Source organism: Haemophilus sputorum HK 2154, from assembly GCF_000287615.1.
Lineage (GTDB): Bacteria > Pseudomonadota > Gammaproteobacteria > Enterobacterales > Pasteurellaceae > Haemophilus_A > Haemophilus_A sputorum.
This window is the reverse complement of the sequence record NZ_ALJP01000009.1, coordinates 35,764-56,508: the sequence shown is the minus strand read 5'-3', so window position 1 is coordinate 56,508 and position 20,745 is coordinate 35,764. Positions and strand designations below refer to the sequence as shown.

The window sequence follows — 20,745 nt, the reverse complement described above, 5'->3', positions numbered from 1 at the left end:
TTCTACCGTTTTTTGTTAATTAAAATAAGTTCTTTTCCCCAGCATTAAAAATGTCATCTTGACCATTTTTGCCTGGTTTGGCTAATTGTGGCTTATCAAAGAAGCATTGTTTATCTTTCTCATAATCGCATGGCGTAGAACACACAGGATAAATATTTGATACTTGGCAATTTGAAGCGCCATCTTCTTTGCAATTTGCTAAGGCGTCATCTTTGGAGCGCTGGCCAAGAATCCCTAATCCGAAATAAGATGTAGGTCCATTTTTCTCTGCATGTGCGACACTTAAACAAGCATTACTAAATCCAAATAGAAACTCGCAACGTTCACCACTTTCTTTTTCACACTGGCTAATGGCTTCTTTTTTGGCATTGGCTAAATTTGGAGTAGGAACATCATTACCCCATATTCCTTGTTTTTTATTTCCTTGTCTTACGGCAACAACAGACCAAGTGCGAGGTTTTAATTCTAGTTTGCTTGTATCGTAATATCCATTACATTTGAATTCTTTATCAATATCACCAAACCCAGTCTCAGCACGATGAGATTTAATTTTGCCATTCATATCGGTAAAGACATAAGTCCACTTATGGTTACCTGTAAAGACTTTTTCTTTTTTGGTATAAATGGTTGTGCCATAAGCATGATGGCCACGCCCTACTTCATATTCTAAAACATTGTAAAGCGGTCTAGCAAAACCATAAATTAAGAAAGTCTCCTTTTCACTTGAACATTGTTTAATATCATCTGGATAAAGCCCTTTGCTTTCCATAAATTCATTGACATCTTTTCCTGACCAATAAAGTGTTGTACCAAGATGAACATAAGTGGAGCAACTGCTTAATAATCCGTAAATAGAAGTAAAAAACGCGAGCTTTAATAATGGTTTTATTGAATATTTCATATGAAACTCTTTATATCGAATTTTTTAGTGAAAATATAACCGCTTACTTTAACAATAAGCGGTTTGTTTTATATTATGGTGTAATGACTTCTGGTTTTGGCAATATACAACCTGTCTCATTCTCCATATCGCAAGCTGTTGCACAAAGGCCTTCCATGACCGTTTTACAGTTACGCCCACCTTTTGACTGACATTGCGCAATCACATCTTTATTTGCGCCTGCTTTATTGGCACCTACACCAAACACATCAAAGTAAGCCCCATTACGCTCCCCCGTTCCACTTGATAGACAGAGGTTGCTATAAGATACAACTACTTTACAAGCCTTACCGCCATCATCTTTACATTGCTCTAAAGCATCTTCTTCAGCCTCTTTTCGCGAGCTATATGCTTTATCCGATCCCCACATCATTTTGTTATTATCCGCAGAGTTAGCAATACTCATCCATAAACTTTGTCGTGTTAACGTTTGTGCTAATTTGGCCTCATCATAGGCTACCTCATCCATATTTTGACAATTAAATTCTTTATCAATATCACCAAACCCCGTATCAGAACGGTCAGAAGTAATTTTGCCTTCAATGTCAGTAAATACATAATTCCATCTATATCTACCTGTAAATTGATGTTCTGTTTGCGTATAAATAGTTGTACCATAAGCATGATGGCCTCGGCCTACTTCACGGTCATATGTATGGTAAATAGGTTTAGCAAAACCATAAATAAGAAATGGCTTATCTTTATCCTTACAAATCTTTTTAGTATCTGGCTCAACCCCTTTATCTGCTATAAATTCGTTAATATCTTTACCTGACCAATATAATGTTGTACCTAGATGAGCATAAGTTGCACAGCCAGATAACCACATTGAAGCACATAATGCTGCTGAGACATGCAATAAACGTTTTCCACTAAAAATCATACTAATCTCCTTTGGTATTAAAGCCCCTGAAGCATACTATAAAGTTGCACCTTACACAATATAAATTTCTATAGAAAAAATAAAAGATTCAAAATTTGCTAAAAATCCAGTAAAATCACGATGTTTATCTTTATCTATTGAAAGGACAATTGAATGATTAACGAAATCAAACAAGATGCACAAGCTCGTATGGAAAAAAGCTTAGAAGCGTTAAAAAGCCATATTTCAAAAATCCGCACAGGTCGTGCACAACCATCTTTATTAGATGGTTTACAAGTAGAATACTACGGTTCACCAACACCATTACGTCAAGTTGCTAACGTTGTTGCTGAAGATGCACGTACTTTAGCAGTAAACGTATTTGATAAAAGCCTGATTGGTGCTGTAGAAAAAGCCATTTTAACTTCAGATTTAGGTTTAAACCCATCTTCTGCTGGTACCACTATCCGTGTTCCACTTCCACCATTAACAGAAGAACGTCGTCGCGATTTAATCAAAATCGTTAAATCTGAAGGCGAACAAGGTAAAATTGCTGTTCGTAACGTACGTCGTGATGCCAATGATCAAATCAAAGCATTATTAAAAGACAAAGAAATCAGCGAAAATGAACAACACAAAGCAGAAGAAGAAATTCAAAAATTAACCGACAGCTATGTGAAAAAAGTTGATGAAGTATTAGCAGCAAAAGAAAAAGAGTTACTCGATTTCTAATTTGCAAAATGCGTTAAAAAACACACCGCTTGTATAGCACCCGCAGCAATGTAGGTGCTTTTTTATTGCTTATTGATCTTACATTCCTTAACCCAATAATGCTATATACAAAAATACATAAAGAGTTTATCATGCAATTCATTATATAATTATATAAATAACCATTTAATTAGAGCATGAAAAAATCCTCCCTTACCTTTCCCCTTTTACTTTGCCTGCTTATTGGGCTCATTTTATGTTCGCTTTCTTGGGGGCGTTTTGCGATTCCGCTTGAGAATGTTGTACAAAGTCTTATTGGCAATAATATCAATGATGTGCAAAACAACATTATTTTTAACCTTCGTTTGCCTCGTGTAATTGCTGCCATGCTTGTCGGTGCTTCATTAGCTATTGCGGGTGTGGTATATCAAGGTATTTTCCGCAATCCTTTGGTTTCACCTGATATTTTAGGGGTATCTAATGGCGCTTGTGTTGGTGCGGCATTGGCGATTTTAATCGGTTCAGGGATGCTGGGCATTCAAGCCTTTGCCTTTGTCGGTGGTTTGATTGCCGTCTTACTCACCATGAATTTACCACGTTTAATTCAACGCGACTCCACCATTGTTTTAGTGCTTTCCGGCATTATCGTTTCGGGCTTTATGATGGCGACATTAGGCCTATTGAAATATCTTGCTGATCCTGAAACTCAGCTGGCTGATATCGTTTACTGGCAATTAGGTAGCCTAACCAAATCTAACTACGATAACTTGCTCGTCCTTTCACCAATCATTTTACTTACTACCCTTGGCTTATTTTTAATGCGTTGGCGTATCAATGTGCTTTCATTGGGGGATCGTGAAGCAAAATTAATTGGGGCAAATATTCGATTAGAGCGTGGATTAATGGTAGTTTGTGCCACGTTGTTGACCGCTTCATCCGTTTGCTTAAGCGGGACAATCGGTTGGCTAGGTTTAGTGATTCCGCATTTAGCGCGTCTTTTCATTGGTGATAACAATGTTAAAAGTTTACCGCTAGCTGGACTTATCGGCGCTATTTTCTTGCTCGTTATCGACACTCTCGCCCGCAACTTATACATTCAAGAAATTCCGCTCGGCATTCTCACCGGCTTTATCGGTGCGCCATTCTTTGCTTGGGTTCTGATTAAACAAAAGGTGGTGGACTAATGCTGAAAATTGACAATCTGTATTACTGGCACAACGTTGAACATTCGCTACTCAATGGTATTGATCTCACTTTACAGAAAGGTGAACTGCTAACCATTCTTGGTGCTAATGGTCGTGGTAAATCAACGTTATTAAACTGTATCGCGGGGCTTTTGAAACCAAAGAGCGGTCAGATTTTGTTGGATAATTGCAAATTAAGCGAAATGAGCAGTAAGCAAATTGCTCAAAAAATTGCTTATGTCTCGCAACATAGCCCGCAAACCTATCAATATCGCGTGCGTGATTATGTGGTTCTCGGACGCGCTGCGCATTTAGGTGTGCTTGATAAACCTAATGAAACTGATTTTGCATTGGTTGATGAAGCTTTAAATAAACTCGGCATTAGCCATTTTGCTGACAGAATTTATATGCAAATGAGTGGCGGTGAAAAGCAACTGGTCAATCTTGCGCGTATTTTGGTGCAACAACCGCAACTAATTTTATTTGATGAACCCACTTCGGCATTGGATTATGGCAATGTGTTTAAAACCTTAAGCCTAATAAAAGAGCTCTCACAACAAGGCTTTACCATTATCATGACAACACACAATCCCGATCATCCCATGTTGTTGCATAGCGCACTGCCCCACAGCCGTGTAAGCATCTTAAATGAACACGGCAAATTACAAACAGGTACGGCACCAGAAATCATTACCGAAGCCAACCTGAAAGCGCTTTATCAAACGGATTTACGCTTAGTTGATGTGCCGGCATTACAGCGCCAAATTTGTGCGATAACCCATTTATAAACCCACTAGAAGGAAATTCATATGTTGAAACATTCTCTAAAAAAAGGCTTGATTGCCCTTTCTCTTGCTGCCTGTTTTGCCCTACCGCTGCAAGCGAAAGTTATCACGGATGTTGAAGGAAACAAAATCGAACTACCAGACAACGTTCAACGCGTTGCCGATCTTTGGCATGCCAATAACCAAATCGTATTGTTATTAGGCGGTGCAAATAAACTGGTTGGCACGACTACATCTATCGCAGCCAATCCTTGGTATAGCGAAGTATATCCCAATATCAAAAACGTACCGGTATTAACCAACGGCGAAACCATTCAAACGGAAGAACTATTGAGCCACAAACCAGATGCAGTATTGCTCTCGAAAAAATCCATGTTAACTGAAGTGGAACAAGCGGGCTTAAAAGGTGTTCGTGTAAGTTTCCAAGATTTTGATGGCTTGAAGAAAACTGTACGCATCACAGCTGAAGTGTTAGGTGATAAAGCCCCTGAAATCGCAGAAAGCTATATCAAAGAATTAGAAGGTAACATTCAATTTGTGGAGGGTCGTCTTAAAGACCTCAAAGATGAACAACGCCCAACGGTGTTACATATCACTAAAGGCTCTGATTTGTTGATGATTGACGGCGGAAAATCCATGATCGGCGAATGGATTAAATTAGCCGGCGGTAAAAGCGTGTTACCAGATGAAGCCAATATGGTAACCGTGACCGTAGAAAGCATTATTCAAGCGAATCCAGATGTTATTATTATTGGCAGCAGCGGCAATAAAGCCCAAGCGGCAATCGAAAAAATCAAAGCTGATCCAGCATGGCAATCAATAAGTGCGGTCAAAAATAATCGTATTTATGCCAACCCAACCGGCACATTCCCATGGGATCGCTATAGTGCAGAAGAAGCGTTACAAATTCTTTGGGCAGCTCAACTTTTCCATCCTGAACAATTTAAAGATTTGAATATGGTGGAAAAAACACAAGCCTTCTACAAAAAATATTACGGCTATGCGTTAAGTAAAGAAAATGCCGAGCGAATCTTAAAAGGCTTATCACCTATTAAGTAGTATTTTCAACTTATATATTTACCTATATAATACCTACTCTGTTTAACTCAAACATAAGGAAATGCTTAATGAAAATTAGCGCAAGAAATCAACTTAAAGGTACTGTAAAATCAATCGAAACTGGTTCAGTGAACGCAATTGTACACATTGATATCGGTAACGGTAACGTAATTTCTTCTACCATCTCTATCGATGCAGTAAAAGAATTAGGTTTAGCAGTTGGTAAAGAGGCATATGCGATTATCAAAGCAACCTCTGTAATGGTTGGTGTTGAATAATCTCTTACTATAAAAAAATAGCCGTAATATACGGCTATTTTTTTGTGCTTTAACAAGCAAATAAGGTATAAATAGGACTTCAAATATCCCAAAAAACTTAAACGGTTTTCTCTTTTTTCGCAAATAAATACTCTACCATCTGTTTTGCAATATTCATACCTGTAGCCTGTTCAATGCCTTCTAATCCTGGGCTAGCATTAACCTCTAGCACTAAAAAGCCATCTGCAGATTGAATTAAATCAACACCAGCTACATCTAACCCAATCACTCTAGCCGCACGTACTGCCAAATCTTGTAGCGCTTGAGATAACTCAATTTTTTTAGCCTGTCCACCTTGGTGTAAATTGGCTCGGAAGTCATTTTCTGCGCCTGAACGCTGCATCGCGGCTATAACTTGGTTACCGATAACAAAAGCGCGAATATCCTGCCCTTTGGCTTCTGGCACAAAATCTTGTAACAAGGCTTGAATATTTGCTTGCGTAAAAGTTTCTAATAAACTGACCGCTTGTGGCTGATTGTCAGATAACATCACCCCAATGCCTTGCGAACCAACTAAAGTTTTTATCACAACAGGTGATGAATGCCATTGCACTGCCGATTTTTTTTCAAAGAGAGAGCCAGATAAAGAGCTCGTCGGAATAGGAATATGATTAGCAGCTAAAACTTGTAAACTCTGCCATTTATCTCGAGCGAGCCCAATGGCTTGCGCTGTATTCAGCGTTGGAATGCCTAGCGCCTCAAAAAGTTGTACAACTCTGCAACCCATTTCTGTACTTGAAGTGCCAAAGCGAGGTAAAACAGCTTGGTAATCACTAATTTCAACTGGAACTTGGCGATTTTTAGGATTATCACCCGCTTGATACCATACTTCGCACTGCACGTTATTTTGCTGCTTTACTAACTTAAGCGACATTTTATTTGGATCAAGAATATCCAGTTCAATCCCTTTTGCCTCACAAGCTTGCTTCAAACGTTCACAACTATATAAACGAGGCTCTCGACAAAGTACCAACCATTTCATCGTTTTATCAATCCTTTAGATTGTAAAAATGGCAAAATATGTGGGCGAACCGGTTGATTCAATGTTTTATTCAGTGCCACTTCCCAACCTTGAGCTTGCCCCGTACGCGCTTGATAGTAAGCGGTCAATTCTGCATTATATTTTGCAAATTCAGTCTCATTTAAAGGTTGATGCTGATTTTCAAAGCAAACTAATGATTGAGGGAAACGAGGTTTTAATGCAGGATCTTGCGCAGGGTAACCCAAACACAACCCAACCAATGGCACGCAATATTGAGGCAAGTGAAGTAATGTTGCGACTGCTTCAATTTCATTGCGCAAGGCACCGATATACACACCGCCTAATCCCAAAGACTCTGCTGTAAGCAGTACATTTTGCGCGAAGATGCCAACATCAACTGCACCAATCAATGAAACCTCTGCCCAATCCAACTGTGATTCTGGCTGAAGCTGTTTATGTTTTGAAAAATCAATACAGAACACTAAAAACTCAGCACATTCCGCGACATATGCCATACTGGATAAAGCACTAATTTGTTGACGAATATCTTGATCTGTCACTCGAATTACGGTTACACATTGCAAGTGATTGGAACTTGATGCTGACTGCCCTGCAGCAATAAGCTGTTGGAATAGATTTTCCGAAATCGGCTCATCTGTGAATTTTCGAATAGAACGATGAGCCAATGCCGTTTCTAATGTTGATTTGCTTTGCATATTACCTCTTAAAGTTTTTCTAAATAATTTTTGCCACCTAAATTGTTCACTTGGCGCATAATCCACGCTTGGCGTTTTCTCATCGTTGGGCCAGGTTTATTCACTCGATAAACTTGTGGATTCGGTAAAGAGGCCGCCAATAGTGCAGCTTCTTGGAGACTGAGTTGATTAGCCGATTTATTAAAGAAATGTCGGGCTGCCGCTTCAACACCAAAAATCCCATCACCAAATTCTGCCACGTTGAGATATACTTCTAAAATCCGCGCTTTGCCCCAAACATTTTCCACCACTAAAGTCATCGGTAACTCAATACCTTTACGAATCCAGCTCTGTCCATGCCACAAAAACATATTTTTAACGGTTTGTTGAGAAATGGTTGAAGCCCCTACAACCTTTTTCGATTTACCGTTGCGGATCAACGCGCGCTGAATCGCATTTAAATCAATGCCAAAATGGCTTTCAAAGGTTTGGTCTTCACTAGCAATCACGGCCATTTGCATCTGCCACGCAATTTGATCTAGGCTGACCCATTTTTTTTGGATGTCATAACGTTCATCAGCAAACAAATGATAAACTTTCTGTTGCAACATATAAGCAGAGTATGGCACCGGTAATACACTAAATAGCATCACGAGTGCTAAAAATCCCCCTACAAGGCTAGTCCCTAAACGAGTTGAGCCAAACCAGAACCAGCCCATTTTTGAGCGAATCTGCTTTGGCACAAAAAAACGAATGACTTGTTGCAAAAGACGATTCATCCAACTGGATTTTCTACGCTTTGCCATTTAAATTCTCGTTTATCCAAACTAAAAAATCGGGATTTAACGTTTTTAACATATTTGACCCACGCGTAATGGTTGCAGCACTCGTGTTAAGCTTTTGTTGAATCTCACGCTGCGAACAATCATTTTTTAACAGAGCTTGCACAATTCTTAAACGAAGCCCCATTGACTCTCGCTCATCAGGCGTTAGAAAACAGGAAAAAAATTCATCTAACCGTTCTTCTTTTACCGCGACTTTGAGTAAATCAATAAAATCTTGCCACTCATTTGCATCTCGTTGATTTTCTAGTATTTTCATAATCAGCCACCAGAAAAGCGGTCTCATTTTCGCAAAATTTTGCCAAAATCAGACCGCTTGTTATATGCTATTTTTTCTTTTTACCGCCGCGTTGATCATCCACTTCTACGCCTTTTGGCACGTCAAATTTGAAGAGATCAGCTGCAATTGGGTTGTTGTTAATGTTTCGTAAATTATAAAGATTGCTTTGACCATCGCGCTCAATGGTGCTGAACCCTTTTAATAATCCATTCGCATCAATACGCACATCAAATTGTTTTAAGCTACTTTTCTTCGATTTTGGTTTAAGTACGAAAGTATCAACATTTTGTGTAACATCATACTGTGCCCAGTGATTTTCGTTATTACTGGTAAGAAGTACAAATGGCGTATTATTTACTGCATCTTGCACCGTATTTACCGTTACTTGTGAAACAAAAGGATCATAGAACCATACATTTTCACCATCCGAAACAATCAAATTTTCTTGTGGTGACTTAGTATCCATACGGAATAAGTTAGGACGTTTTACTTGAAATTTGCCCTTTCCACTTTGTACTTGTTTTCCTTTGCTTGAGCGTACTGTTTGTTCGAAATCCGCGCTATATTGACTTACTTTTTCTAAGCGACTTTGTAATTCGCTTACCGCTTGAGCATCTGCTAATGCCATTTGTGATAATGAGAAAAAAGCTAAACCAATTAACGATTTTTTAAAAAATGTTTTCATAAATATTCCTTTTAGAAGACAAAGAAAGTTGCTTCTTTGACAATAAAATCGAAAAAAGTTCGACCATTGCACTAGCGTAGTATTGCATTTAAACAGATGAAAATCTACCGTTCATTTGCTTTTAGCAATGACTACTCGCTTAATTTTTTCGATAAAAAAGGCGAAGAATCTCTCTTCGCCTTTATCTTATTTTCTATTGATTATTTCTGACGCATCGCAGGGAAAAGAATTACATCACGAATTGACGGTGCATTGGCATAAATCATCGCTAAGCGGTCAATGCCTAAACCTTCACCTGCTGTTGGTGGTAAACCATGTTCTAATGCAACCACGAAATCATCATCATAGAACATCGCTTCATCATCACCAGCTTCTTTTGCTGCAACTTGCGCTTGGAAACGTTCAGCTTGGTCTTCAGCATCATTTAATTCTGAGAAACCATTACCAATTTCACGACCGCCAATAAATAATTCAAAGCGATCTGTCACTTCTGGATTCACATCATTACGACGAGCAAGCGGAGAAATTTCTGCTGGGTGCGCCATTAAGAAAGTTGGTTGAATTAATTGGTGTTCAGCCACTTCTTCAAAAATTGCATTCACTACTGAACCTAGACCCCAAGATTTTTGAATTTCGATGCCTAAACCTTTAGCAATTTCAACCGATTTTTCGAAGTTATCTAAATCTTCACGTTTGATACCGTTGCCATATTTAACAATCGCATCATGCATCGTAATACGCTCGAATGGTTTACCAAAATCAAAGACATATTCGCCATAAGGTACGGTGGTAGTGCCTAAAATATCAATTGCTAATTTACGTAATAATTCTTCAGTGTTATCCATTAAATCAATGTAATCTGCATAAGCCTGATAGTATTCAATCATCGTAAATTCAGGATTATGACGAACAGAAACACCTTCATTACGGAAGTTACGGTTTAACTCAAACACACGTTCAAAACCACCTACTACTAAGCGTTTTAAATAAAGCTCAGGAGCAATACGCAAATACATATCTACGTCTAATGCATTATGGTGAGTAATAAAAGGTTTTGCGGCTGCACCACCTGGAATCACTTGTAACATTGGGGTTTCAACTTCGATAAAGCCTTTATCTAAGAAGAATTGACGAATGCCAGAAACCACTTTAGAACGAATCACAAAGGTACGACGAGACTCTTCATTTGCAATTAAGTCTAGATAACGCTGACGATAGCGAGTTTCTTGGTCGGTTAACCCTTTATGTTTGTTTGGTAACGGACGGAGTGCTTTGGTTAATAACTGTAATTCTGAAGCACGAACAGTTAACTCGCCAGTTTTGGTTTTAAATAAGGTTCCTTTCACCCCAATAATGTCGCCTAAATCTAATAAGCCAACAGTGTTTTGATATTCACCTTCTGGTAAATTATCGCGCGCGACATAAAGCTGAATTTGACCACTGACATCTTGAATGGTAATAAAAGTCGCTTTACCCATTACACGACGTAACATGATACGACCGGCCACCGCTGCTGGAATTGCTTTTTCTTTTAATTCTTCACCCTCAACGTCGTTATATTTTTGATGTAAATCAGCTGCTTTATCTTCACGACGGAAAGTATTTGGGAATGGGTTACCGCGCTCACGTAATTGCGCTAATTTTTCACGGCGAGCAATCATTTCGCCATTAAGATCTAATTCTGTATTTTCTACTTCAGACATTCGAATACCTTTGGATTTTATTTAAATTGAAAAACTTTGTAATTATAGCGAATTTTCAAGGGATTGAATAGGAAACAAGCGGTCTAATTTTGCAAAAGATTTGCAAAAATAAACCGCTTGCAGACAGTTACATCACCACCACATCAAACTGATCTTGATGATAATATGGCTCTAATTTAATTTCGATATTTTTTCCGATGAAAGCCTCTAATTCAGCAATCGAGCCATGTGACTCTTGATCAATTAAGTATTCTGCAACCTCTTTGGATGCATAAACACGTACTCTTTCTGTACTAAATGAGCGATGCACTCGTACAATTTCTCGCAAAATTTCATAACAAACCGTTTCCACACTTTTGATTGTGCCACGCCCATGACAAGTTGGACAATCACAGCAGAGTACGCGCTCAAGGCTTTCACGTGTGCGTTTACGTGTCATTTCAACTAAACCAAGCTGCGTAAATCCATTCACATTCGTTTTGACTCGATCACCTTTTAGTGCATCTTCTAATGATTGTAATACACGCTGACGATGTTCTTCTTCTTGCATATCAATAAAATCAATAATGATAATACCGCCAAGATTTCGTAGCTGTAATTGATGAGCAATCGCTTGTGTTGCTTCAATATTAGTGTTGAAAATAGTATGCGATAGATTTCGATGCCCGACAAAAGCGCCTGTATTGATGTCGATTGTCGTCATGGCTTCAGTTTGTTCAATAATCAGATAACCGCCTGATTTTAAATTCACTCGTTTATCTAATGCTTTTTGAATGGCTTCTTCCACACCATAGGCATCAAACAACGTTTGTGTACCACTATAAAGCGAAACACTGTCCGTTAATTCTGGCATAAATTCTGATAAAAATTCCTTCACGCGCTCATAAGTCATCTTAGAGTCAATTTTTACCGAGCTAATATGCGTGCCAACAAAATCGCGTAACACCCGTTGAGCAAGCGCCAGCTCCCCATATAACATTGATTTCGGCGGATATTTTGCTTTACGCTCTAACACTTTACGCCATAAACGTTTTAGGAAAATCGTATCTTGTTCAATACTTTCAGAGGCAACATCTTCTGCTGCAGTACGAACAATAAACCCACCTAACTCATCGCAATAAGGCTCAACTAAGGCTTTAAGGCGCTCACGTTCAGCTTCACTTTCAATACGTTGAGAAACCCCAACATGGCTATTTTCTGGCATAAAGACCAAATAGCGAGAAGGTAATGTAATATCTGTTGTTAAGCGTGCACCTTTCGTGCCGAGCGGATCTTTTACTACTTGAACAATAATATCCTGACCTTCTCGCACCAATTGCCCAATATCTTTTACAACGAATTGCTTTTTCTCATTTTCATCCACACATTCGGTGTGTGAAACAATATCCGAAGCATGCAAAAAAGCCGCTTTTTCCAATCCAATATCCACAAAAGCAGACTGCATTCCCGGTAAAACACGAGTAACTCTACCTTTATAAATATTGCCCACAATGCCACGTTTAGCTTCTCGTTCAATATGAAGCTCTTTTAAAAGTCCATTTTCAACTAACGCCACTCGCGTTTCGTGGGGCGTCACGTTGACTAATAATTCTGCGCTATTCATTTTAATTTATTGCTTTTTATTCATTTTAGTGAATTTAGTTTACCACTTCGCTTATCGAAAAGAAAATCAGATACCGATTAACGCCTCACAATCTTTTTTAGTTATTTGCCCTAAAGTTTGCTAAAATACGCCGATTTTTTACCTCATTTAAGGTCTATTTGAATGTCTGAACAAACTTTTATTACAGGCAAAGATGCTGCACTTGAAGACAGTATTGCCTCATTTCAACATAAACTAAAAACGCTTGGTTTTAATATTGAAGAAGCCTCTTGGTTAAATCCTGTACCAAATGTTTGGTCAGTACATATCCGTGATGCCGATTGCCCACAATGTTTCTCCAACGGTAAAGGCGCAAGTAAGAAAGCAGCGCTTGCTTCCGCTTTAGGCGAATATTTCGAACGTTTATCGACCAACTATTTCTGGGCAGATTTCTATTTAGGTCAAGAAATTGCAAATAGCGACTTTGTTCATTACCCAAGTGAAAAATGGTTTGCGATTGAAGATGAAGCGCTTCCACCAGCAGAAATGATGGATGATTTTTTATGGGAATATTTTGACCCTAATGGTGAATTAACGCCTGAATTATTAGTGGATTTGCAATCGGGTAACTACGATCGCGGTATCGTTGCCTTACCTTATGTGCGCCAATCAGACAATCAAACGGTTTACATTCCACAAAGCATCATTGCAAACCTTTTTGTTTCTAACGGAATGTCTGCGGGTAACACCAAAAATGAAGCGCGTGTACAAGGCTTATCTGAAGTTTTTGAGCGTTTTGTGAAAAACCGCATTATTAGCGAAGCCATCAGCTTGCCGGAAATTCCACAATCAGTGATTGAAAGTTACCCAACAATTAAAGCTTCAATCGAAAAATTAGCGCAAGAAGGTTTCCCTATTTTATGTTATGACGCATCATTAGGCGGTGAATTCCCTGTTATTTGTGTGATCTTATTAAACCCAAATAACGGCACTTGCTTTGCCTCTTTCGGCGCACACCCGAGTTTCCAAGTAGCATTTGAGCGTACGGTTACCGAGCTTTTACAAGGTCGTAGTTTAAAAGACTTAGATGTATTTGCCCCACCTTCATTTAATAATGAAGATGTAGCTGAACATGCTAACCTTGAAACACATTTTATTGATTCAAGCGGTCTAATTTCGTGGGATCTTTTCAAAAAAGACGCAGATTATCCATTTGTGCATTGGGATTTTTCTGGTACTACCGAACAAGAATTTAATCACTTAATGGCTATTTTCAATAAATATGAACAGCCTGTTTATATTATGGATTATGAGCACTTAGGCGTTTATGCCTGCCGTATTTTGGCGCCAGGTATGTCAAACATTTACCCGTCAGACGACCTTATCTATGCCAATAACAATATGGGCATGGATTGGCGTGAGATTTTATTAGACCTCCCGCATTTCCATCATGATAAAGAAACTTATCAAGAGCTTTTAGATGAGTTAGATGAGCAAGGTATTGATGATTTAACTCGCGTGCGCGAATTTATCGGTATCGTGGCAGAAAAAGGTTCAGCCATGCAGACTTTACGTATTGGTGAATTAAAATCGATGCTACATTTAGCTTTAGGCAATTTAGAGGAAGCCTTAGATTGGGCAAACTGGACTGCAAATATGAATGGTTCAGTATTCTCAGCAGAGCGTAATAACTACTATCGCTGCTTAATTCAAAGTATTGAATTGTTCTTAGATAAAAACCGCGAACCGGCGCAATATCGCTCAGTCTTTGAGAAAATGTATGGCAGCCAAGCCGTTGAATTTGCCTGGAATGCCATCAATGGAGGCAATCCATTTAACGGTTTAACCGCCTCTGATGAAGCCCTTGAAAATATGGCGGCACATCAGAAATTACTGAATGCTTATCGCAAATTGCAAAAAGCGAAAGTAAATCCTATTTCTCGTTAATTTATCACAGCCCCATCAGGGGCTGATTTATACATAACTTATGCTAAAACCATAGCATAACATTCAATAACACTATGATAGACTTCCGTCCATTTTACCAACAAATTGCCACCACGAATCTTTCTGCGTGGCTTGAAACCCTACCAGCTCAACTCAAGCAATGGGAAAAAACAACTCATGGCGATTATGCAAAGTGGGCAAAAATTGCAGATTTTATGCCAAATTCGACCGCTTGTATTAACCTAAAAGACAAAGTGGAATCCATTCCAACGGCTCCCCTTTCAGCCGGTGAGCAACAGCGCATCGTATACCACCTCAAACAGCTGATGCCTTGGCGTAAAGGCCCTTATCATCTGCATGGTATTCATATTGATACCGAGTGGCGCTCTGATTTTAAATGGGATCGCGTACTGCCTCACCTTGCACCTTTAAAAGACCGAACTATTTTAGATGTCGGCTGCGGGAGTGGCTATCATATGTGGCGAATGGTTGGGGAAGGCGCCAAAATGGTTGTAGGAATTGACCCTACTGAATTATTCCTTTGCCAATTTGAAGTCGTACGAAAACTCTTAGGCAATGACCGTCGTGCTAATTTAATTCCGCTAGGTATTGAAGAAATGCAACCGCTTGCAGCCTTTGATACTGTTTTCTCTATGGGCGTGTTATATCACCGGAAATCGCCTTTAGATCATCTTTCACAACTTAAAGCGCAATTAGTCAAAGGCGGAGAATTGGTCTTAGAAACGCTAGTAATTGATGGCGATGTTAATGATGTGTTAGTCCCAGCTGATCGCTATGCCAAAATGAAAAATGTTTACTTTATTCCATCAGTTCCAGCGCTCATTAACTGGCTAGAGAAAGTGGGCTTTAAAAATGTACGTTGCGTCGATCAAGCCACCACTACACTTGACGAACAGCGTAAAACTGACTGGTTAGAAAATGAAAGCTTAGTGGATTTCTTAGATCCTAACGATCATAGCAAGACAATTGAAGGGCTCCCAGCACCTAAACGTGCCGTTATTCTTGCTAATAGCTAAAAAACAAAAAACCATGCTTGAGAGCATGGTTTCTTTTTATCTTAACAACACACGTTAAATTTATAGTACGCGACGAGATTGGGTATAATTTCTTGCCCAATAACTTTCGCTTAATGAGCTAGTCGTTACACCTTGGCTAGTGCTTGCATGAACGAATAAACCGTTACCGATATACACACCAACGTGATGATTTCTACGGAAGAAAACTAAATCGCCAGGACGTAAGTCTGATTTTGAAATAGAATGACCTTCATAACGTTGTTCTGAGGTTGAACGGGGTAAATCTAATCCAAATGCGCCACTCATTGCCTTTTGTACAAAGGCAGAACAATCAATGCCACCGCTACCTGTACCGCCCATACGATAACGCGTTCCCGCCCATTGACGATAAACTTTATTGATTTTTTGATTTGCTACGTGATGAGATTCACCTGATAAAGTTGAAGTCTTTACACTTGGTGCTGTAATTGCTTGAACTTGAGCTTGAGCTTGAGTTGCAGCCGTTGCTTGAATCTGTTCTGGCGTTGCTGCTGTTGCCACAATACGAGAGGAGATAGGTTGATGACTGCTTAAACTGGCTTGCGCACTAGCATGATACCCATTAAAAACGGTAAAAAGAGAAAGTAAAAAAAGTGGTTTGAGTTTAGTTAAAGCAGTTGTTTTATTCATCATAATATTTGTCTCGCCAGAACACCTTAAGCGTCAATAATCCTATTTAATACGTAAAATAAAAAACCATAATAAAAATGGTTTTTAGAAAAACTCGGCAAGTATATGCTAAAAATACATCAAAGTCTAAACTTTATTCATTTTTTTGCATAAATAGGCAGAGATATATGGCAAAATCAGGTATAATTTTGCAAATTTTTTTGATGAGAGAATCCCATGTTAGAAATAAATGAAACCCCAGCTTGTATTGTTATTGCTATTGCAGGCGCTTCCGCTTCAGGAAAAAGTCTTATCGCATCAACCATTTATAAAGAACTTCAGGAAGAATTAGGCACGCATGATATCGGGATTATTTCAGAAGATGCGTATTACAAAGACCAAAGCCATCTTACCATGGAAGAGCGGATAAAAACCAACTATGACCATCCAAGTTCTATGGATCATCATTTATTAGTCGAACATTTACGTTTACTCAAACAAAATAAATCTATTGAGATTCCAGAATACGACTATACCGAACACAACCGCAAAACAACGACCAAACATTTCGAGCAAAAAAAAATCATTATCCTAGAAGGGATTCTATTGCTCACTGATGAAGAAATTCGTAACGAAATCAATGTGTCTATCTTCGTTGATGCCCCATTAGATATTTGTTTCATTCGCCGTTTACAGCGCGACATGGTTGAGCGTGGTCGCTCAATGGAATCAATTATTAAACAATACCGCCAAACGGTTCGTCCGATGTTCTTACAATTTATCGAACCTTCTAAACAATATGCAGATATTATCGTACCAAAAGGCGGTAAAAACCGTATTGCTATCAATATTCTAAAAGCGCAAATCAAACAATTACTTCATAAAGGAAAATAATATGCGTCTTTGTGATACTGATATTGTTCGTTATCTAGACGAAGGGTTAATTGAAATTACCCCTCGCCCAACGAATGATAAAATTTCCGGTGCAACAGTTGATGTTCGTTTAGGTAATTCATTCCGTATTTTCAGAGAACACTCTACCCCTTATATTGATGTCAGTGGCCCTCGTGAGGCAGTCACAGCGCAACTAAATAAGGTCATGAGTGAAGAAATTGTGATTGGAGATGATGAAGCCTTCTTCTTACATCCTGGTGAACTAGCGCTATCAGTCACACTTGAGTCCGTAAAACTTCCTTCAAATATTGTCGGCTGGTTAGATGGCCGTTCATCGCTTGCGCGTTTAGGGTTAATGGTGCATGTAACTGCACATCGAATTGACCCGGGTTGGGAAGGAAAAATCGTTTTAGAATTTTTCAATGCTGGAAAATTACCACTAGCATTGCGCCCCAATATGGCAATTGGTGCATTAAGTTTTGAGGTATTAAGCGGACACGCAGAAAAACCTTATTATGCCCGCAAAGATGCTAAATACAAAAACCAACAAAGCGCTGTTTCAAGCCGTATTAACGAAGATAAATAAACAAAAGCCTCAATCAGCAGATTGAGGCTTTTTCGCTAACAAGCGGTCTCATTTCAGAAAAGTTTTGCAAAATCACTTAGTAACTGACGACCACATCTTTTTCGCTAATTGCATCGCCATAAATTGGTAATAAAGTTTTATCATAAGCTTGTTTTAAAACACCTTCTTTACCTAATTTCTGAATTTCTGCATTTAACCAATTTAGCAATTCGGTATCACCTTTTTTCACTGCTGGCGCAATCGTATCTTGATCGCCTAGATTTTTAATACCCACAGTAAAGCCTGGATTTTCTTTTGCCCATGCAAATAGCAAAGTATTGTCATGCGCTAATGCATCACCACGCCCATCACGTAATGCTTCGAAAGTTTCCGTATTTTGTTCAAATTTTAAGGTTTTAATGTCTGGGTAATTTTTAGTGAAATAAGCATCCGCTGTTGTCCCCTTATTTAGTAATAAGGTTTTCCCTTTTAGCTGCTCAATATCTGTAATGACTCCACCATCTTTAGACACTACACCTAATGCCACCTTCATGTATGGGTTAGCAAAATCAACCACTTCTTTACGTGCTGGCGTAACCGTAAAATTAGCAAGAATAATATCAACCTTGTTAGAAACTAAATATTCTGCACGGTTTGCTGCTTCAACTAAAACAAATTCTGCTTTGTTTTCATCGCCTAATAAATCCTTCGTTATTGCTTTGGCAATTTCAACATCAAAGCCTTGGCTCTTACCTTGTGCATCAACATAGCCAAATGGTGGTTTATCACTAAATACCCCAATACGAACTTTGCCAGCCTGTTTGAGCTGTTCAATTGTTGATGTTGTTTTTTGTGCGTTTGCAGGTTCCTTTTCATTACAAGCAGTAATGCCCACTGCGAGTAATACAGAAGCTAAAATTGCGCTGATTTTCTTAAATGTTGTCTTCATAGTTTGTTCCTCTTGGTTCATAATTTAAAATGTTTAAGAAAGTTTTTGCTCGATTAGAGCTTGGATTAGTAAAGAAATCTTCTGGCGTGGATTGCTCAATAATCTCGCCTTTATCCATAAAAATAATACGATTAGCTACTTGACGAGCGAAACTCATTTCATGGGTTACAATTAACATGGTCATCCCCTCTTTTGCCAACCCTAAAATCACATCTAGCACCTCTCTGACCATTTCCGGATCTAGTGCTGCTGTCACTTCATCAAATAAAATAATTTCAGGATTCATACATAACGAACGCACAATCGCAATTCGTTGTTTTTGTCCGCCTGAAAGTTCTCGTGGATAAGCATTTTTACGCTCATAAAGCCCAACTCGTTTTAATAATTCATCAGCCTGCTTTTCTGCTTCTACGCGATCACGATGCTGCACTTTCAGTGGGCCAAGCAAGATATTTTCAATGACTGAAAGATGAGAAAATAATTCATAGCTTTGAAAAACCATACCAATACGTTGACGCGCTTTTGTCCACGAAATATCTTTCCCTAATTCACCTGCATCTTCGAGTAAAATTTGTCCACTTTGAATTGATTCTAAGCCGTTAATACAGCGTAAGAAAGTACTCTTACCACAGCCAGATGGCCCTAAAATGACAACAACCTCACCTTTTTCTACACTTAGGTTAATTCCTTTTAAAGCTTCCACTTCGCCATAGTTTTTCACTAACTGTTTAATTTCTAATAACGCCATAAAAATTCCTTAATCTATCCAACGTTTTTCTAAATAACGCGAAAAGAGTGACAATGGATAACAAATCACAAAATAAAGCATAAAAATCACGCCATAAATCCACAATGCTGCGCTTGGGTCGGTAAATAAAGAAGTTTCTATAATTTGTTGTCCGACTTTAATCACTTCTAACACCCCAATTAGCATTGCTAATGAACTTGTTTTTACCATTCGAGTAAATAAGTTAATTGCACTAGGTGTGACACGTTTAATGCTTTGTGGCAGCAAAATATAGTAAAATGTTTGTAAACGATTTAATCCCAATGCGTAGGCCGATTCCAATTGATGCTTTTCTATTGAAGTGAGCGCACCACGCATTAAATCGCCCATCTCTGCCGTGCCCCAAAAAATAAAGACCAAAATACAAACGGTTATGCCATTTAAATGAATATCGAACCATTTTGCCAAACCAAAATAGGCAATAAAGAGTAAGGCGAGTAAAGGAATAATGCGCACGAACTCTAAATAGAAATGGCTAATAGCTTGAACCCATTTATTTTTTATCGTCATTATCAGCCCAAAAACCACGCCAAAAATGCAAGCGAAGAAGACGGAAATAAATGCGATTTCTGCGGTAATCGCCAGCCCATTTAACAAACGGCTCAGATTACTACCTTCCCATAATAAGTTAAGCCCCATATTTTGCTCCTCGCATACGACGCTCGATATAACGAATTAAAATGGATACCGGCAATAAAATAATCAGATAAAACACAACTAACAAAAATAGCGCTTCATTGGTTTTATAATCCATTCCGATAATTTCTTTTGCCATAAACATGAGTTCTGCAACAGCGACTGCACTAATTACCGAAGTTTCTTTCATTAAAAATAAGCAATTAGCGCCAATAGCCGGTATCGCAATCGCAAAAGCTTGCGGGAAAATTACATAACGAAAAGCTTGCAACGGAGTTAAACCAATGCTTAATGCAGACTCAATCTGCCCTTTAGAAACCGCTTCTAATCCGCCCCGAATCGCTTCAGCCATATAGCTACCACCTAAAAATGCTAAGCCAATAACGCCACAGGTAAAGCCATCGAGCTTGATACCTATTTTCGATAAGCCAAAATAGAGGAAAAAAACTTGAATCAATAATGGGGTGTTGCGAGAAAGTTCAATGTACCCTTTTACAATCCAATCGAAAGGTTTAATCCGATAAGTTGTAATCACAGCACATAACAGCCCTAACACTAAAGAAATGAAAATGCCCCAAAAGGCAAGATGCAACGTCATAGCTGTCGCATCGACAAAACGAGGTAAAACAGACCAGATATATTCCCAATTCATAAC

Annotated in this window: 23 protein-coding genes; 9 read left to right on the top strand and 14 right to left on the bottom strand. The window is 38.7% G+C overall.

Annotated elements, in window-relative coordinates; all coding sequences use genetic code 11:
• Positions 1–19: 19 nt before the first annotated feature.
• The gene (locus HMPREF1128_RS02795) at positions 20–901 is read right to left on the bottom strand and encodes a DUF4189 domain-containing protein (RefSeq protein ID WP_007524150.1); all 882 of its coding nucleotides are present in this window, start codon (positions 899–901) and stop codon (positions 20–22) included.
• A gap of 73 nt (positions 902–974) precedes the next feature.
• Positions 975–1,823, bottom strand: a complete 849-nt coding sequence (locus HMPREF1128_RS02790; RefSeq protein WP_007524370.1) for a DUF4189 domain-containing protein — start codon at positions 1,821–1,823, stop codon at positions 975–977.
• A gap of 153 nt (positions 1,824–1,976) precedes the next feature.
• Here HMPREF1128_RS02790 and frr point away from each other — a divergent pair, with 153 nt between their 5' ends.
• The 5 genes from frr to HMPREF1128_RS02765 all read left to right on the top strand — a co-directional run bounded on the left by frr (position 1,977) and on the right by HMPREF1128_RS02765 (position 5,819).
• Positions 1,977–2,534: a ribosome recycling factor gene (frr, locus tag HMPREF1128_RS02785; protein WP_007524556.1), complete on the top strand. Its 558-nt coding sequence runs from the start codon at positions 1,977–1,979 to the stop codon at positions 2,532–2,534.
• Between the two features lie 176 nt (positions 2,535–2,710).
• On the top strand, positions 2,711–3,697 hold the full coding sequence (locus tag HMPREF1128_RS02780; protein WP_007524589.1) for a FecCD family ABC transporter permease: 987 nt from the start codon (positions 2,711–2,713) through the stop codon (positions 3,695–3,697).
• Complete coding sequence (locus tag HMPREF1128_RS02775) at positions 3,697–4,485, top strand: ABC transporter ATP-binding protein (protein WP_007524944.1); 789 nt, start codon at positions 3,697–3,699, stop codon at positions 4,483–4,485. Before HMPREF1128_RS02780 ends, HMPREF1128_RS02775 begins: the two co-directional genes overlap by 1 nt.
• A gap of 21 nt (positions 4,486–4,506) precedes the next feature.
• Positions 4,507–5,541 (top strand): ABC transporter substrate-binding protein, encoded by a 1,035-nt coding sequence (locus HMPREF1128_RS02770; protein WP_007525110.1) that lies wholly within the window; start codon positions 4,507–4,509, stop codon positions 5,539–5,541.
• A 68-nt stretch (positions 5,542–5,609) separates the two neighbouring features.
• On the top strand, positions 5,610–5,819 hold the full coding sequence (locus HMPREF1128_RS02765) for a TOBE domain-containing protein (protein WP_007525241.1): 210 nt from the start codon (positions 5,610–5,612) through the stop codon (positions 5,817–5,819).
• A gap of 97 nt (positions 5,820–5,916) precedes the next feature.
• Here the strand turns inward: HMPREF1128_RS02765 and HMPREF1128_RS02760 are convergent, their stop codons facing one another.
• The 7 genes from HMPREF1128_RS02760 to rng form a co-directional block, all read right to left on the bottom strand.
• A complete protein-coding gene (locus tag HMPREF1128_RS02760) occupies positions 5,917–6,840 on the bottom strand; it encodes an ATP-grasp domain-containing protein (protein ID WP_007524814.1) in 924 nt (307 codons plus the stop codon).
• Positions 6,837–7,556: an oxygen-insensitive NADPH nitroreductase gene (gene nfsA, locus HMPREF1128_RS02755; protein WP_007524924.1), complete on the bottom strand. Its 720-nt coding sequence runs from the start codon at positions 7,554–7,556 to the stop codon at positions 6,837–6,839. The genes HMPREF1128_RS02760 and nfsA overlap by 4 nt, the downstream gene beginning before the upstream one ends.
• Before the next feature lie 8 nt (positions 7,557–7,564).
• On the bottom strand, positions 7,565–8,341 hold the full coding sequence (mtgA, locus tag HMPREF1128_RS02750) for a monofunctional biosynthetic peptidoglycan transglycosylase (RefSeq protein ID WP_010129901.1): 777 nt from the start codon (positions 8,339–8,341) through the stop codon (positions 7,565–7,567).
• Positions 8,328–8,636, bottom strand: coding sequence for a trp operon repressor (gene trpR, locus HMPREF1128_RS02745; RefSeq protein WP_010129902.1), 309 nt, complete (start codon positions 8,634–8,636; stop codon positions 8,328–8,330). The genes mtgA and trpR overlap by 14 nt, the downstream gene beginning before the upstream one ends.
• Positions 8,637–8,703: 67 nt before the next feature.
• Positions 8,704–9,342, bottom strand: a complete 639-nt coding sequence (gene lolA, locus HMPREF1128_RS02740) for an outer membrane lipoprotein chaperone LolA (RefSeq protein ID WP_007524345.1) — start codon at positions 9,340–9,342, stop codon at positions 8,704–8,706.
• A 200-nt stretch (positions 9,343–9,542) separates the two neighbouring features.
• Positions 9,543–11,045, bottom strand: a complete 1,503-nt coding sequence (gene lysS, locus HMPREF1128_RS02735; RefSeq protein ID WP_007525135.1) for a lysine--tRNA ligase — start codon at positions 11,043–11,045, stop codon at positions 9,543–9,545.
• 127 nt (positions 11,046–11,172) lie between these two features.
• A complete protein-coding gene (rng, locus tag HMPREF1128_RS02730) occupies positions 11,173–12,648 on the bottom strand; it encodes a ribonuclease G (protein WP_007524431.1) in 1,476 nt (491 codons plus the stop codon).
• A 162-nt stretch (positions 12,649–12,810) separates the two neighbouring features.
• Here rng and ycaO point away from each other — a divergent pair, with 162 nt between their 5' ends.
• Both ycaO and cmoB read left to right on the top strand, forming a co-directional pair.
• A complete protein-coding gene (ycaO, locus tag HMPREF1128_RS02725; RefSeq protein WP_007524459.1) occupies positions 12,811–14,574 on the top strand; it encodes a 30S ribosomal protein S12 methylthiotransferase accessory factor YcaO in 1,764 nt (587 codons plus the stop codon).
• Positions 14,575–14,648: 74 nt separating this feature from the next.
• Positions 14,649–15,611 carry a tRNA 5-methoxyuridine(34)/uridine 5-oxyacetic acid(34) synthase CmoB gene (gene cmoB, locus HMPREF1128_RS02720; RefSeq protein ID WP_007525513.1) on the top strand — a complete coding sequence of 321 codons (963 nt, stop codon included), beginning with the start codon at positions 14,649–14,651 and terminating at the stop codon, positions 15,609–15,611.
• A 60-nt stretch (positions 15,612–15,671) separates the two neighbouring features.
• Here the strand turns inward: cmoB and HMPREF1128_RS02715 are convergent, their stop codons facing one another.
• A complete protein-coding gene (locus tag HMPREF1128_RS02715) occupies positions 15,672–16,280 on the bottom strand; it encodes an NlpC/P60 family protein (protein ID WP_035530215.1) in 609 nt (202 codons plus the stop codon).
• A 216-nt stretch (positions 16,281–16,496) separates the two neighbouring features.
• On the opposite strand from HMPREF1128_RS02715, the gene udk reads away from it, so the two are divergent.
• Together udk and dcd are read left to right on the top strand one after the other, a co-directional pair.
• Complete coding sequence (udk, locus tag HMPREF1128_RS02710; RefSeq protein WP_007524984.1) at positions 16,497–17,153, top strand: uridine kinase; 657 nt, start codon at positions 16,497–16,499, stop codon at positions 17,151–17,153.
• 1 nt (position 17,154) lies between these two features.
• Positions 17,155–17,739 carry a dCTP deaminase gene (gene dcd / locus HMPREF1128_RS02705; protein ID WP_007525168.1) on the top strand — a complete coding sequence of 195 codons (585 nt, stop codon included), beginning with the start codon at positions 17,155–17,157 and terminating at the stop codon, positions 17,737–17,739.
• A 76-nt stretch (positions 17,740–17,815) separates the two neighbouring features.
• Here dcd and HMPREF1128_RS02700 read toward each other — a convergent pair whose 3' ends face one another.
• From HMPREF1128_RS02700 to HMPREF1128_RS02685, 4 genes are read right to left on the bottom strand one after another with little or no spacing between them, the layout of a single operon-like run.
• Complete coding sequence (locus HMPREF1128_RS02700) at positions 17,816–18,667, bottom strand: cysteine ABC transporter substrate-binding protein (protein ID WP_007524178.1); 852 nt, start codon at positions 18,665–18,667, stop codon at positions 17,816–17,818.
• Entirely contained in the window at positions 18,651–19,415 is a 765-nt protein-coding gene (locus HMPREF1128_RS02695) for an amino acid ABC transporter ATP-binding protein (protein ID WP_007524141.1), read from the bottom strand. Before HMPREF1128_RS02695 ends, HMPREF1128_RS02700 begins: the two co-directional genes overlap by 17 nt.
• 9 nt (positions 19,416–19,424) lie before the next feature.
• Positions 19,425–20,093, bottom strand: coding sequence for an amino acid ABC transporter permease (locus HMPREF1128_RS02690; protein ID WP_007524761.1), 669 nt, complete (start codon positions 20,091–20,093; stop codon positions 19,425–19,427).
• Entirely contained in the window at positions 20,083–20,742 is a 660-nt protein-coding gene (locus tag HMPREF1128_RS02685; protein WP_007524396.1) for an amino acid ABC transporter permease, read from the bottom strand. The genes HMPREF1128_RS02690 and HMPREF1128_RS02685 overlap by 11 nt, the downstream gene beginning before the upstream one ends.
• Between the last annotated feature and the right edge of the window lie 3 nt (positions 20,743–20,745).

What these genes read in the sequence shown, in the direction of transcription:
- cmoB (WP_007525513.1), top strand. Translation starts at nt 14,649, where the DNA reads ATGATAGACTTCCGTCCATTTTACCAACAAATTGCCACCACGAATCTT.
- HMPREF1128_RS02695 (WP_007524141.1), bottom strand. Translation starts at nt 19,415, where the DNA reads ATGGCGTTATTAGAAATTAAACAGTTAGTGAAAAACTATGGCGAAGTG.
- HMPREF1128_RS02760 (WP_007524814.1), bottom strand. Translation starts at nt 6,840, where the DNA reads ATGAAATGGTTGGTACTTTGTCGAGAGCCTCGTTTATATAGTTGTGAA.
- dcd (WP_007525168.1), top strand. Translation starts at nt 17,155, where the DNA reads ATGCGTCTTTGTGATACTGATATTGTTCGTTATCTAGACGAAGGGTTA.
- HMPREF1128_RS02780 (WP_007524589.1), top strand. Translation starts at nt 2,711, where the DNA reads ATGAAAAAATCCTCCCTTACCTTTCCCCTTTTACTTTGCCTGCTTATT.
- HMPREF1128_RS02685 (WP_007524396.1), bottom strand. Translation starts at nt 20,742, where the DNA reads ATGAATTGGGAATATATCTGGTCTGTTTTACCTCGTTTTGTCGATGCG.
- ycaO (WP_007524459.1), top strand. Translation starts at nt 12,811, where the DNA reads ATGTCTGAACAAACTTTTATTACAGGCAAAGATGCTGCACTTGAAGAC.
- frr (WP_007524556.1), top strand. Translation starts at nt 1,977, where the DNA reads ATGATTAACGAAATCAAACAAGATGCACAAGCTCGTATGGAAAAAAGC.
- HMPREF1128_RS02765 (WP_007525241.1), top strand. Translation starts at nt 5,610, where the DNA reads ATGAAAATTAGCGCAAGAAATCAACTTAAAGGTACTGTAAAATCAATC.
- HMPREF1128_RS02690 (WP_007524761.1), bottom strand. Translation starts at nt 20,093, where the DNA reads ATGGGGCTTAACTTATTATGGGAAGGTAGTAATCTGAGCCGTTTGTTA.
- trpR (WP_010129902.1), bottom strand. Translation starts at nt 8,636, where the DNA reads ATGAAAATACTAGAAAATCAACGAGATGCAAATGAGTGGCAAGATTTT.
- nfsA (WP_007524924.1), bottom strand. Translation starts at nt 7,556, where the DNA reads ATGCAAAGCAAATCAACATTAGAAACGGCATTGGCTCATCGTTCTATT.
- lysS (WP_007525135.1), bottom strand. Translation starts at nt 11,045, where the DNA reads ATGTCTGAAGTAGAAAATACAGAATTAGATCTTAATGGCGAAATGATT.
- HMPREF1128_RS02770 (WP_007525110.1), top strand. Translation starts at nt 4,507, where the DNA reads ATGTTGAAACATTCTCTAAAAAAAGGCTTGATTGCCCTTTCTCTTGCT.
- HMPREF1128_RS02795 (WP_007524150.1), bottom strand. Translation starts at nt 901, where the DNA reads ATGAAATATTCAATAAAACCATTATTAAAGCTCGCGTTTTTTACTTCT.
- HMPREF1128_RS02715 (WP_035530215.1), bottom strand. Translation starts at nt 16,280, where the DNA reads ATGAATAAAACAACTGCTTTAACTAAACTCAAACCACTTTTTTTACTT.
- HMPREF1128_RS02775 (WP_007524944.1), top strand. Translation starts at nt 3,697, where the DNA reads ATGCTGAAAATTGACAATCTGTATTACTGGCACAACGTTGAACATTCG.
- HMPREF1128_RS02790 (WP_007524370.1), bottom strand. Translation starts at nt 1,823, where the DNA reads ATGATTTTTAGTGGAAAACGTTTATTGCATGTCTCAGCAGCATTATGT.
- HMPREF1128_RS02700 (WP_007524178.1), bottom strand. Translation starts at nt 18,667, where the DNA reads ATGAAGACAACATTTAAGAAAATCAGCGCAATTTTAGCTTCTGTATTA.
- udk (WP_007524984.1), top strand. Translation starts at nt 16,497, where the DNA reads ATGTTAGAAATAAATGAAACCCCAGCTTGTATTGTTATTGCTATTGCA.
- mtgA (WP_010129901.1), bottom strand. Translation starts at nt 8,341, where the DNA reads ATGGCAAAGCGTAGAAAATCCAGTTGGATGAATCGTCTTTTGCAACAA.
- lolA (WP_007524345.1), bottom strand. Translation starts at nt 9,342, where the DNA reads ATGAAAACATTTTTTAAAAAATCGTTAATTGGTTTAGCTTTTTTCTCA.
- rng (WP_007524431.1), bottom strand. Translation starts at nt 12,648, where the DNA reads ATGAATAGCGCAGAATTATTAGTCAACGTGACGCCCCACGAAACGCGA.